Raw genomic sequence first — 13,178 nt, forward strand, 5'->3', positions numbered from 1 at the left:
GGCTTTTATCTTACTGTTTGAATTACTCTCGTGCTAATGCATCTATGGGATTCATTTTTGCCGCACTTCTTGCAGGTAAAAATCCAAAAATAACCCCAATTGCAGTAGAACATGCAAAGGCACTGATCAATGCAATAGGTTGGAAAACAAATTGCCAATCAGGCAACATCGCGCTGGCTATCATCGCAATACCAAATGAAAGGCCTATTCCTAATAGTCCACCGACTAAACACACCAATACAGACTCAATAAGAAACTGTTGCATCACATCACTGGCTCTAGCACCCACGGCCATTCTAATACCGATTTCTCGGGTTCTCTCCGTTACCGAAACCAACATAATATTCATAACGCCAATGCCACCAACCACCAACGAAATAACAGCCACTAAAGTGAGAAATAGCTGCATTGTTTGTGTGGTGCTTTCGGCAGCTTTAATAAAGCTATCAAGGTTATAAGTAAAAACATCTTTCTTACCATGCCTTATCGTCAGTAAACGGATCATTTGTTGCTCTGCAATACTGGCATCATAGCCTTCTATCACCCTAACCGTAATGCTATCAAGATAGGCTCGATTTAAAATACGGCTATTTAATGTGCTATAAGGCACCCACACCCTAAGCGATTGTCCATTACCAAAAGCCGATTTTTTTTCTGCAATCACCCCAACAATCGTAGAAGGTATATTTCGAATAATAATTTGTTCACCAATCACCGCTTTTTTATTAGGAAAAAAACGGTGTCGCGTATTTTCATCGATCACCACAACTTGCGCTTGCCGTTGGATCATATCAGGGGTAAATGAGCGACCTTGAGAAAATTTCATGGCATACACAGTGAAATAGTCATCACTTACGCCTGCAACAGAAGCAGGCGAGTCCTGATTTCCACGGCGTAATCGTGTAGCAAATTGCACTTGTGGTGTTACTGCTTGCACATAGGACTGCTGTTTTAAGGCAAAAACATCTTGTAATGTTAATGATTGCCTATCTTCTGGAGAATCACTGCCAAAATCTTTTCCGGGATAAATATCAATCGTATTAGAGCCAATGGCTTTAATATCTGCGAGCACCATACTTTTTGCCGCATCACCGATTACGATTATTGTTACGACAGAAGCAATTCCAATAATAATGCCCAGCATAGTGAGCAATGTACGTATTTTATTGACAACCATGGCACGCCAAGCCATATCTAATGCTTGGGTAAAGCGACCAATAACTTGTCCTAAATAAGAAGAGGTTAACACTGTCGTTGCTTCTTTTTTGACTTTATTTACCGTGGCTTGATGACGATTATCATTGATAATTTTACCGTCTTTTATTTCTATAATTCGCTCAGCTTGCGCGGAAATTAAAGGATCATGGGTAACAATAATAACCGTGTGCCCTTGTTCATTTAATTGTTTCAAGATAGCCATCACCTCTTTACCTGAATGACTATCTAATGCTCCTGTAGGTTCATCAGCAAGAATGACTTCCCCCCCATTCATCAACGCCCTAGCAATGCTCACACGCTGTTGTTGCCCTCCAGAGAGCTGATTAGGCCGATAATCTACGCGATCACCTAACCCTAAGCGTGTTAATAATTCGCGCGCCCTTTCTTTACGTTGTGTCGCATTCTTATCTGCGTAAATCGCGGGGATCTCTACATTTTGCTCTGCACTTAAATGAGCCATAAGATGATAACGTTGAAAAATAAAACCAAAATGCTCACGGCGTAATGCCGCAAGTTGATCGCTTTCCATTTTAGCAACGCTTTGCCCCGCCACTTTATATTCGCCGTGACTGGGTTTATCTAAACATCCCAATATATTCATTAAGGTCGATTTACCTGAGCCCGAAGCGCCCATAATAGCGACCATCTCGCCTGCATTAATCGTTAATGAAACTTTATTAAGAACAATCGTTTCTTCTTCACCATTGGTATATGAGCGGCTAACGTCATTAAGTTCTAATAATGCTGACATTATGCTTCTCCTGATGTCTCACCCAGAATAACCTCATCGTTTTCCTTTAATCCGCTGAGCACTTCTGCATAAACATCGGTACGCATACCAATTTTTACCGTACGCTTTTCAGGTTGACCATTAACAAGCACTTCAACGTAATATTCGTTAATCCCTGCATCATCACCTAACACAGAAAGGGGAACTAAAAGGATATCTTTCTTATTCTCAAGTAGAATTTTAACTTGAGCAGTCATTTGTAGTCGTAATAAATGCTGATCATTAGGGACTTCAAAACGTGCATAATAAAAAATAGCATCATTAATTTTTTCAGGCGTTGGTAAAATATCTTTTAACTTACCGCTAAAGGCTTTATCTGGTGCTCCTAAAACGGTAAATGAGGCACTAAGATCAGGTTTTAGATAGATAACATCCGCTTCTGATACTTCTGCTTTAACCAACATCGTATCTAAATCTGCCAAGGTTAGGATCGTCGGCGCTTCTTGTGCTGCTATCACGGTTTGGCCTTCAAGCGTTTTAATAAAAGTCACTACGCCATCCATTGGCGCCGTTATACGGGTATATTGAAGATTCGTTTTTGCCGTATCTAACGTTGCTTGGTTCTTTTTAATTTGTGCTTGATAGGTGATGATGCGCGCTTTTTTAACATCAACATCAGTTTTCGTCCGATCTAGCTCATCTTGTGCAATCGCATGAGTACCGATTAGCTTTAATTGACGCTGGTAGGTTAATTGCGCTAAACGTAATTCAGCTTGAGCTTGCTGAAGATTGGCTCTAAGTTCGTTATCTGTTTCTTGCGACTCAATGACATCATTTTGTGCTTTTTTAGGATCAATAATAGCTAATAAATCGCCTTTTTTAACCGTGTCCCCCTCTTTTACAAACAAGGTTTGTAATTGACCACTGACCTGTGCACCGACATCGACTTTACGAACAGCATCAAGCTTACCCGTTGCAGTGACTTCTTTTGAAAGTTCACCTCGAGTAATCATCTGTGTTTGATAGGCAGGTAAATTCTCTTTGGGCCAAAAAAAATAGGCAGCAATTGCTGCGATAATCAAAATAAGGGTAATCACTTTCCCTTGCTTTTTTAAAGATAAAAAAGCCATAAAATATCCTTCTTAAACATAACGACTTAATACACCATAAAAATTTTAGCGATGAGGTTTAACAATCACCGCTCAATAAAACTTGCATTAATTCTGTGAATTTATCTTGCTTGCTATAACGACTTAATTGGCCTTACCTCTTGCCAGCCATGCAACACGAGAAAACATACTTTTCAGTATGGAAGGGATGGAATCTACTCCTCGTTGAGCCGCATTGTTAGCCACTGTTAGTGCAAGATCAGGCTTTGATGAACGTTGAATTGCTTTAATAATCACGCGCCGTGTTGGCCATTTTTCATTATCAGGAACTCCCGCAATATCATGATATACATTACGAAAACCTTCTTTGTATAAGAAATGTTCCATATCTAACGCAGGAAGTTTCGTTAATCGATCGCGCTCAGCATCGTTACTTCTCAATGCAAAATCCTTGACGGTTGCAGCATACTTTTTACCCGCTTCATCGCCATCCACTAAGGTGTGCCATTCTATGCCCATATATGTTGCGTACTTTAATAATGGCTTAAGCCCACATTGTGCAAATTCGATAACTTTTATACCTTCGGCCTCGAAGAAATAATTACATTGTCTTGCTAATTCATTCATTAACCAAATTTCGGTTTCACCTTCAACTAATAACCAACAACGAGCAAAAAGTGCGGAGGGTCGGTTATAACGAATGTGAAATGAGATACGTCGTTCTTCATCAGACTGCAATTGCTGATTGCCGACACGATAAGCAGCCACTTTGTCAGTATCACGCACTAAACGGCAAACGCTCTGTAATGGCGCTAATGAAAGTAATTCACCTGAGTTTGTCGTTGTAATTCGTTGTAAGGAGAAAAGGTTGAGTAATCCCCAAGCCACCGACAGCATAATAGGATGTAAACGAGTTTCTGGGTTTTCAACAATAACAATAGGTCTGGCGTAAGGATCTAATGCAATACTGCCTCGCGACTGCAATATCGAGGAAAACATACCTAAAATAATTAATCGAATATTTCGTTGATTGGGCTTTGCCAATACTTTATTAATGCTTTCTAATGCATGCCATCCTCGCACATGCGGTTCATTGACTTTGCGATGACGAGATCGTGATTTAAACAACAACGAACCGTGATCCGCAAAATAGTGCCCAAGTAATTGCTGCATAGCATCTAAACCTTCCCGTAAATCATCATCAGACAACTCGTCAGGATTGTTCACTAAGGCTTTGGTCAGTTCACTCATCTTATTATTAAATGCTTCGCGATGAGGCTTATTGTGAGGATCAATCATTTCAGTGGCAAGATTACGAACAAAACGCGCATCTTGTAAACGCAGTACAGGATAAAGCCTCACCAATTCAGCAATAATGTCTTGTGTTTGCCCATTAGGTAAGCGAACTTGCTTTCCTTCTTTATCAAGAAAATAACGGAACGTTTTTACATTTTTCTGCTCATCCAATTCAGCACTAATACGATAATAAATGTGCTTAAGTTCATCTCCATTTTCAACCCATACTGGCTTTAGCTTATGGAAGCGATAAGAGCGATGACGACCAGGACGAGATTCAGTAAACGTTAAAATAATTTGCAGGCTTTTTTTACCATTTTCAGGCTCATTTGGCAGACGATGGAAATCATCAGGTGTAAATGCATATTGATAGGTCTCAATACCCAAACTGAGTGTTAACGCATCAAGTAATGAGCTTTTACCCCACGCATTTTCACCCACTAAAACTGTATTCATATCAAGAGGTAATGAAAGACGATTAAGTCCACGGAATCCAACTATTTCCACTCTTTCTAAATACATAAATTCCCTCGTTAGTTACGACTAAGCTATGATTTTATTTTATAATTTCCGTCTTAATTTTATGCTTAATCAGCCAATAATTTAACTTAATGAATGATTTCATTAAATCACAGTTAAAGATAACCGTAATAAAATTTACTCAACTATTCGATATATACCCTATTAGTACGTATTTCAAACAATTAAAGCCTCTTAAATCCAAACGTGCTAGGCTCTTTGCCTTTCAATAAAATTTTTAGACTTATTCTTAGTTTCTATATCCACATCCACAACATCATAAGTAAATGTTATAATCCATCTTACGTTATTAGTTTATTTTATAATTTGAGCACACTCAGTTCAGTAAGGAATAGAAATGCTATCAGGATTATTGATTATCCTACTTCCGCTTTTTGTAGGGTATTTGATTAAGTTAAACAATCGCCCATTGCTTCATCTGGCAAACCGCCTACTCAGTGCGATGGTTTACGTTATCCTCTTTCTGATGGGCGTCAGTTTAGCCATGTTAGATAATATTGGTGAAAACTTAGTCTCTATTCTCGCTTATGCCAGCGTTTTCTTTTTATGCACTTTCGGTGCAAATTTACTGTTTTTATGGTTACTGGATAAAAAAGATCCTTGGCATGTCCCTGCGCATAAGCAATCTAAACCGCCATCACGTATAAAAATGGTGCTTGAGTCATTACAACTTTGTGGTGTCGTCGTTATTGGTTTTTTTATTGGTTTAACCGGCTGGTCTATTTTCCATTATGCGTCTCATGCCAGCCAAGGCGCCCTTATCTTTTTACTTTGGCTAGTTGGCTTACAATTACGTAATAGTGGAATGAGCCCTAAACAAATTTTCATCAATCGCCGTGGCACAACCATTGCCGTTGTGATGGGTATCAGTGCACTTGCGGGGGGTGCGTTAGCCGCTTATTTATTGGGATTGCCAATGAAAATGGGATTAGCAATCGCATCAGGTTATGGTTGGTACTCTTTATCAGGAATTGTACTCACAGATGCTTTTGGCCCTGTTATTGGTAGTACCGCTTTCTTTAATGATTTAATGCGAGAATTAGCGGCGATCATGCTTATTCCTATTATTGTTAATCGTTATAGAAACACCGCATTAGGGATTTGTGGCTCAACCTCCATGGACTTTACGTTACCCGTTTTACAACGAAGTGGCGGTGTTGCTATCGTGCCTGCCGCTATTGTGCATGGATTCGTGTTAAGTTTAATCACACCAATATTGATGGCTTTCTTTACTTCATAGAAAAATCAGTAACAATAGAACGATAACGTTCTCTTTTTACAGTGGATTAACAATGAATCAACAACGTGTATTAGTACTTGGCGCAAGTGGGCATATTGGTCAAAATCTTATTCCAGCGCTGATAAAGCAAGGCCATCAGGTCACAGCAGGAGCACGAAGAGTTGACTGGATGATGTCTCAAGGTTGGGAAAATACACGCTGTATCTTTGTGGATTTACATACCCCAGAAACCTTAAACAAGATAATGCACAATACGGATATCGTGTACTACCTTGTTCATAGCATGGGCGATGCACATAATTTAGTTGAGCAAGAGCGTAAAGCAGCAATTAATGTTGTGGAAGCATTAGAAGGCACAGAAGTTAAACAAATTATCTTTTTAAGTGCATTACAACATGAAGATCAGCAATACTCGCCTCATCTTATTGCCCGAAAACTCACGGGTGAAGTATTAAGAACAAGCGCGATCCCTGTGACTGAAATTCGTACCTCAATGATTGTCGGCCCCGGTTCTGCCGCCTTTGAAATTATGCGTGATATGGTTTATAACCTCCCTATTCTTACACCTCCGCGCTGGGTTCGTTCAAAATCTTCCCCTATTGCCTTAAAAAACTTAATTCACTATTTAACAGAAATTATCCATCATCCCACACATCAACATCGTATTTTTGATGCTGGTGGCCCCGAATATATTAGCTATCAAACTCTTTTTGAGCGCTTTATTAAAATTTCAGGTAAAAAACGGGTATTGATCCCGTTACCAATGCCAGCCAGTATCATTTCCGCGGGATTTATTAGCCTAATAACCTCAGTACCCACCTCTATTGCCAAAGAGCTTATTCAAGGGCTTAAACATGATCTTCCTGCCAATGATGAGCCATTACGCAAACTTATTCCTCAAACCTTAATTAAATTTGATGATGCCGTCAGAGAAACATTAGCAGATGAAGAAGCCGCTTTAGATAATCAAGATTGGGGTTACTCTTCTGCTGTACGCAATCGTTGGAAACCCGGTTATGGTTATTATCCTAAAAATGCAGGTTGTACCTTATCAACACCGGCTAGTGCGGCATCACTTTGGCATACCGTCCAACAAATCGGCGGTGAACAAGGTTACTTTTATGGTAATGCTCTATGGAAAACGCGGGCTATTATGGATGATATTGTTGGAAATAAAGTCACTTATGGTCGGCCTCCTCGAGACACATTAGAACTTGGCGACATGATTGATGGTTGGCGAGTGATCAAGCTAGAACCTGAAAAACAGCTCACGTTATTATTTGGAATGAAGGCTCCTGGATTAGGACGCCTTTCTTTCACGATCCATGATAGTGGACATCTTCGTTCAATCGATGTTCGTGCTTGGTGGCACCCTGCTGGATTTAGTGGATTACTTTATTGGTTTGCCATGATGCCTGCGCACTTATTTATTTTCAAGGGCATGGCTAAAACGATAAGTATTAACGCTTATAAACTGGATAAAAATTCACCTAAAAGTGAAAGGTAATGGCTGAACTACTCATTTTTACGTAAAAAAACCACTTTATTATGCAGTTTTAGTTGCATAATTATTCTTATCGTTTTATTATTTGAACCAGTTAATGACTATTCAGAAAAAACGCATGAGTATTCAATTAAAAAATATAAATTGTTTCTACGGTTCGCACCAAGCACTCTATGATATTAATCTAGAATGCTCTGCTGGCGAAACAATGGTTCTACTAGGACCAAGTGGTGCAGGCAAGAGCTCACTAATGAGAGTTCTTAATTTATTAGAAATGCCACGGTCAGGCGAATTAGACATTGCGGGTCTGCATTTTGACTTTAGCCAACAGCCTAATGCAAAAGCGATTCGTTCATTACGCCAAAATGTAGGTATGGTATTTCAGCAGTATAATCTATGGCCACATTTGACGGTTCTTGATAACTTAATTGAAGCACCTTGTCGTGTATTAGGTTTATCAAAACCACAGGCTAAAGAAAAAGGCATGAAATTACTTGAGCGTTTACGTTTAAGTGATTACGCAGGACGCTTTCCGCTACATTTATCAGGTGGACAACAACAGCGTGTAGCTATTGCAAGAGCATTAATGATGGAGCCTCAAGTTCTCTTATTTGATGAACCAACGGCAGCATTAGATCCTGAAATTACCGCTCAAGTTGTTGATATTATAAAAGAGCTTTCTGAGACGGGTATTACACAAGTCATTGTGACCCACGAAGTTGAAATTGCACGCAAAGCCGCGAGCAAAGTTGTATATATGGAAAACGGCCGTATTATAGAGCAAGGCGATAACTATCGTTTCACGGCTCCACAAACGGAAGCTTTTGCTAATTACTTGTCACACTAAATCGGGATCAGACAATGAAAAAAATATTATTTGCAGCACTTCTGACCAGTATTACATTTTCTGCTACTGCGGCTGAGAAAGAGACAATCCGTTTTGCAACTGAAGCCACTTATCCTCCTTTTGAAATGATTGATGCAAATAATCAAATCGTAGGATTTGATGTTGATTTAGCCAATGCTATGTGTGCAAAAATTAATGCTGATTGTACCTTTACCAATCAATCATTTGATAGTTTAATTCCTAGCTTGAAATTTCGTCGTTTTGAAGCCTTAATGGCAGGTATTGATATTACGCCAGAGCGTCAAAAACAAGTTGATTTCACAGACTCTTACTACGATAACTCAGCAGTATTTATCACTGTAACAGGTAAAATTTCCGATGTTGCTAGCTTAAAAGGCAAACAAATTGGTGTACAAAATGGGACAACCCATCAGAAATTCATCAATGAACAACATAAAGAGATGAAAACAGTTCCTTATGATAGTTACCAAAATGCGGTATTAGATCTTAAAAATGGTCGTATCGAAGCTATCTTTGGTGACACAGCAGTTGTCAATGAATGGCTGAAAAAGAATCCTGAATTAGGTATTGTAGGCGACAAAGTTGCAGATCCTAACTATTTTGGTACAGGTCTTGCGATTGCCGTAAGAAAAGGTAATGCTGATTTACAAGATAAATTAAACAAAGCATTAGCTGAAGTAAAAGCTGATGGCACCTATGATGTCATTTATAAAAAATGGTTTGAATAACAATAATAGCTTAATAAATGAATGAAATAACAACTCTAGCAGGTGCGGCCGTTACAACGGTCTCACTTGCTATTTCTGCTCTTATCATCGGATTAGTTCTTGCCATGCTGTTTACGGCTTGGGAATCCGCGAGATGGAAAGCCTTTGCTTTCTTAGGAATATGCTGGGTAACACTAATTAGAGGACTACCAGAAATGCTGGTGGTTCTTTTTGTCTATTATGGCACCCTACAAGGCGTCATGATGTTAATGGATGGTATTGAATTAGGTTTTTTCACCTTGCAAATTGATTTTGGTGATACTGAATCATTACCCTTCTATTGCGGTGTTATCGCCCTTTCACTCCTTTACGCTTCTTATGCATCACAAACCTTGCGAGGCGCATTAAAAGCCGTACCAACCGGGCAATGGGAAGCTGGTCAGGCACTAGGTATGGGGCGTGTCACGATATTCTTCCGCTTTATTATGCCTCAAATGTGGCGTCATGCTTTACCTGGTTTGGGGAATCAGTGGTTAGTTTTATTAAAAGATACCGCGTTAGTGTCATTAATCAGTGTTAACGATTTAATGCTACAAACACAAAGTATCGCTAATAGAACCCAAGAACCTTTTACCTGGTATAGCATTGTTGCATTAATTTATTTGGCAATTACGCTGGTCAGTCAATATATCCTGAAATGGTTAGACATGAGAACGACTCGATTTGAACGGAGTGCCTCATAATGTGGGATTATATTGTTGATATTTTACCGGGGTTACCAACAAGCCTGTCATTAACGTTAGTGGCTCTATTGGTGGCATTTACACTCTCCGTTTTAATGACCTTTATTTTGGCATTAAAAACCCCAGTAATTACCCAAATTGTAAAAGCATATATTACCTTATTCACAGGCACTCCTTTATTAGTACAGTTTTTCTTAATCTATTATGGGCCTGGACAATTTCCTGCGTTGCAAAAATTCCCTTTGATTTGGGAGTTATTATCAACACCTTGGTTTTGTGCGATGGTCACATTAGCATTAAATAGTGCCGCTTATTCAACCTTACTTTTCTATGGTGCAGTAAGAGCTATTCCCGCAGGGCAATGGCAATCTTGTCAAGCATTAGGAATGTCGCCGGTACAAACAGCAAGGGTAATATTACCTTATGCCTTTAAACGTGCACTTTCATCCTATTCAAATGAAGTTGTATTGATATTTAAAAGTACCTCACTTGCCAGTACGATCACCCTACTTGAATTAACAGGGTATAGCCGACAAGTCTTTGGCCAAAGTTATGACGTGATGGTATTTGTTGCCGCAGGCATTATCTATTTAGGCATCAACGGAATACTGACACTCTTAATGCGTTTAATTGAGAAGAAAGCTTTAGAGTTTGAACACCGCAATTAAATAATTGCTAATAAAAAAGTTATAGATTTAAAAACACCCCAACCGTTTTCACTTTGGGGTGTTTTTTTATTCACTTATGACAAAACAATTAATTTATTTTTTGGTTATGTTTTTTTCGATTAATGCTTCTTTATGGCTTACTCTATACGCATTCCATGCTAATAGACCACCGATTAGCATCACAATGGCTAACGCTAATTTAGGTTGTACGGGTGATGCTAGTGCCGTTAATCCCAAAGTAGCGCCACCTGCCATTTGAATGAACCCGACCAATGCTGAGGCAATACCGGCAGTGTGTGAATAAGGTTCAAGTGCATAACTTGTTGCTGGTCCCATGATAAAGGCTAACCCCGCGCACGCACTTGCCACAGGAAGCATATAAATAAGCCAATGGCTTTGTGTTTCAGCAGGAATAAACAATAAGCTTAACAATAAACTTATACAACCCAATCCCATGAGTCCACCGCCTAAGATAAGACAAATAGGTCTCCCCACGCGATGAATAATACGGTTCGCATAAAAACTGACAAACATTATCCAAAAGCCATTAACACCAAAAACAATAGAAAATATTAATGGTGATAATCCTGCGTCATTCATTAATACAATAGGCGAAAATGAAACATAAGTTAATGCCATACCCATTGTGCCAGCATTGACTAAAGCAAATGTTAAGAAGCGTTTACTGCATAAAATCTCAAGGTATGTTTTACCTAAACTTTGTTGTAATTGCGTTGTGCTTTCAGGTTTTGTTTCTGGTAAAAAACGGGTGATCAGTATTAAAACAAGGATTGAATAGAAAATTAAAAAGCTAAACGGCGCACGCCACCCCCAATATTCTGCTAATAAGCCACCTAATAGCGGCGCTAATGCAGGAATAATATTTAAAGTGCCATTTAAAAAACCAAAAACCCGAGCAGCATCATTACCATTAAAGCAATCACGTACACACGTAAAAGCAACAACAGAAGTACAACACACCGCTGACGCTTGTAATAATCGTGAAATAATAAAAAGTGTTGAGTCTGTCGAAATAGTCGCAATAATCGACCCTAAAATATAAATAAGGATACCGACAATAGCGATGGGTTTGCGACCATATTTATCTACCAGTGGCCCAGAAATAAGTTGCCCTACGCCTAACACTAAAATAAATAAAGCAATAGTTGATTGAATAAGAGATTCACTGCTCCCTAAATCTTGAGCAATAGCAGGAATAGTAGGTAGGTAGAGATCAATTCCTAATGGCCCTAATAACACCATGACTAATAACAACGCTTTTAAATTCTGCATAAAATAGAATGCCTATCTAATCAACAAAGAAAACGCTCGATGTTATCCATCGAGCGTTAAATACTCATTTATACTAGCATTCATTATCTATTTTGTAATAAATATCTTAATTATCTTGTAAAACCAATAATGTGAGTACTTCATAGTGCGAGGTATGAGGAAACATATCAAACAGTTGCACTTTCTCTATACGATAATGAGAAAGTTGCTGAATATCTTTTGCCATGGTTTGAGCATTACAACTGGAATAGAGAATAAAAGGGGGTTTCATTTTATTTAAATAACCACACAATGCTTCTCCAATACCACGTCTTGGTGGGTTAACAAGCACTAATTCAGGTACCGACGATTTCGCTAATGCATACCCTGTAGAATCTAATGCTTGAAACTCAACATGCTCTAAACCTAATTCATGGGCTGATAAACGTGCACATTCTATCGCTTCTGGGCTAATTTCAATGCCGGTCAATTTTGTTGATTTATCTGCACAATGCAATCCAAATCCGCCTGAACCACAAAACATATCCCATAAATGAGTGATATTTAATGCTCTTACCCAACAACCTGCGGTGGCATAAAGAGATGAAGCAACGTCTGGATTTGTTTGAAAAAAACCTCTCGGGCGAATATGTAATGGGATCTGATTAAAAGATTCATCCAAAAACGTTTTATCGGTCAGAATAATTTCTTGTTCACCTTCAAGAATTGCCATATGAACAGGCTGAATATTCACAGAAATGACGACTAATTGAGGCAATTGCTCTTGTAACCAAGGAAGCACGTTACGTAGTTGTGTTAATTTTTTTTCTGACCGTAAAACAAAACGCAACATCATGGTGCTATTGCTTCGGCTTTCTGTTAATAAAATAAACTTAAGCTCACCACGGCGTCGTTCAATATCGTAAGGCACTAATCCTGCTTTCGCGATGAAGGTTTTTAAAATCGGGAATATTGGGATAAATGCATCAGAATAAAGTGGGCATTCGCACAGATCGACCGCCTCGCCCTCTCGTGTTTTTAAGCCTAAAATTGGTTTTTCAACACTACCACTGACGACCATTTTTGCTTTATTACGAAATTGCGCTTGTTGGCTTTCAACAGGCGCTAATTTATCAAAGGCATAATCTTCAGGTAGCAATGCTAATAAGCTGTGCTGTTTTTTCTTAATTTGTTCAGAATAAGCAAGAGAAAGCCATTCACAAGAATGACAATCACCCGCACTAAATCGTGCGCATTGCATAAGATTTTATGACCGTTATGGA

Annotated in this window: 11 protein-coding genes; 6 read left to right on the forward strand and 5 right to left on the reverse strand. The window is 38.9% G+C overall.

The window, feature by feature from the left end:
- Positions 1-22: 22 nt before the first annotated feature.
- From macB to INT39_RS04285, 3 genes are all read right to left on the reverse strand, one after another.
- Positions 23-1,972, reverse strand: a complete 1,950-nt coding sequence (gene macB / locus INT39_RS04275; RefSeq protein WP_319021318.1) for a macrolide ABC transporter ATP-binding protein/permease MacB — start codon at positions 1,970-1,972, stop codon at positions 23-25.
- The gene (macA, locus tag INT39_RS04280) at positions 1,969-3,078 is read right to left on the reverse strand and encodes a macrolide transporter subunit MacA (RefSeq protein ID WP_193014172.1); all 1,110 of its coding nucleotides are present in this window, start codon (positions 3,076-3,078) and stop codon (positions 1,969-1,971) included. The genes macB and macA overlap by 4 nt, the downstream gene beginning before the upstream one ends.
- A 123-nt stretch (positions 3,079-3,201) precedes the next feature.
- Positions 3,202-4,875: an ATP-dependent nuclease gene (locus INT39_RS04285; RefSeq protein ID WP_193014171.1), complete on the reverse strand. Its 1,674-nt coding sequence runs from the start codon at positions 4,873-4,875 to the stop codon at positions 3,202-3,204.
- A gap of 355 nt (positions 4,876-5,230) precedes the next feature.
- On the opposite strand from INT39_RS04285, the gene INT39_RS04290 reads away from it, so the two are divergent.
- From INT39_RS04290 to artM, 6 genes are all read left to right on the forward strand, one after another.
- The gene (locus INT39_RS04290; RefSeq protein WP_193014170.1) at positions 5,231-6,133 is read left to right on the forward strand and encodes a lysine exporter LysO family protein; all 903 of its coding nucleotides are present in this window, start codon (positions 5,231-5,233) and stop codon (positions 6,131-6,133) included.
- Positions 6,134-6,185: 52 nt separating this feature from the next.
- Positions 6,186-7,640 carry a DUF2867 domain-containing protein gene (locus tag INT39_RS04295; protein WP_193014169.1) on the forward strand — a complete coding sequence of 485 codons (1,455 nt, stop codon included), beginning with the start codon at positions 6,186-6,188 and terminating at the stop codon, positions 7,638-7,640.
- Positions 7,641-7,755: 115 nt separating this feature from the next.
- On the forward strand, positions 7,756-8,484 hold the full coding sequence (gene artP / locus INT39_RS04300; RefSeq protein ID WP_193014168.1) for an arginine ABC transporter ATP-binding protein ArtP: 729 nt from the start codon (positions 7,756-7,758) through the stop codon (positions 8,482-8,484).
- A 14-nt stretch (positions 8,485-8,498) separates the two neighbouring features.
- The gene (gene artJ, locus INT39_RS04305; protein WP_193014167.1) at positions 8,499-9,233 is read left to right on the forward strand and encodes an arginine ABC transporter substrate-binding protein; all 735 of its coding nucleotides are present in this window, start codon (positions 8,499-8,501) and stop codon (positions 9,231-9,233) included.
- A gap of 17 nt (positions 9,234-9,250) precedes the next feature.
- The gene (gene artQ, locus INT39_RS04310; RefSeq protein WP_193014166.1) at positions 9,251-9,955 is read left to right on the forward strand and encodes an arginine ABC transporter permease ArtQ; all 705 of its coding nucleotides are present in this window, start codon (positions 9,251-9,253) and stop codon (positions 9,953-9,955) included.
- Complete coding sequence (gene artM / locus INT39_RS04315) at positions 9,955-10,623, forward strand: arginine ABC transporter permease ArtM (protein ID WP_193014165.1); 669 nt, start codon at positions 9,955-9,957, stop codon at positions 10,621-10,623. The genes artQ and artM overlap by 1 nt, the downstream gene beginning before the upstream one ends.
- Before the next feature lie 93 nt (positions 10,624-10,716).
- Here artM and INT39_RS04320 read toward each other — a convergent pair whose 3' ends face one another.
- The gene (locus tag INT39_RS04320; RefSeq protein ID WP_193014164.1) at positions 10,717-11,916 is read right to left on the reverse strand and encodes a multidrug effflux MFS transporter; all 1,200 of its coding nucleotides are present in this window, start codon (positions 11,914-11,916) and stop codon (positions 10,717-10,719) included.
- A gap of 106 nt (positions 11,917-12,022) precedes the next feature.
- Positions 12,023-13,156, reverse strand: a complete 1,134-nt coding sequence (gene rlmC / locus INT39_RS04325) for a 23S rRNA (uracil(747)-C(5))-methyltransferase RlmC (RefSeq protein ID WP_193014163.1) — start codon at positions 13,154-13,156, stop codon at positions 12,023-12,025.
- Between the last annotated feature and the right edge of the window lie 22 nt (positions 13,157-13,178).

It is taken from the genome of Pseudomonas sp. FME51 (assembly GCF_014897305.1).